The organism is Arthrobacter sp. 10T419 (assembly GCF_056394105.1).
On record NZ_JBFTHF010000094.1, the window covers coordinates 1 to 354 of the forward strand.

The 354-nt window shown below is 68.6% G+C and carries 1 protein-coding gene; it reads left to right on the forward strand.

Annotated features, from left to right (window positions below; genetic code table 11):
- Positions 1-13: 13 nt before the first annotated feature.
- On the forward strand, positions 14-354 hold a 341-nt coding region (locus AC1DBD_RS18035; RefSeq protein ID WP_476982760.1), incomplete at its 3' end, for a response regulator.

Genomic DNA, 354 nt, shown 5'->3' on the forward strand with positions numbered 1-354 from the left:
GCTGTGCCGTTATGTGTCCGAACATCTGCGCACCCCGGTGATCCTGCTGACCGCCGTGACCGATCAGGCGGATCGCATCGCCGGGCTGGAAATTGGCGCGGACGACTACGTGGTCAAGCCCTTCGACCCCCGCGAACTGGTGGCCCGGATCCGCAGCGTGCTGCGCCGTAACCAGGCCCCCGTACCGCCCGCCGATGCCTGGCGCGCGCCGGCGCCTTCCGAAGTCCGCTTCCTCTTCAGCGGGTGGATTCTCGACACCCGCGCCCGCGAGTTGCGCAATCCCTCCGACGAGGAAGTGCCGCTCAGCACCGCCGAATATCACCTGCTGCGCGCCCTGCTGGAGCACCCCAACCG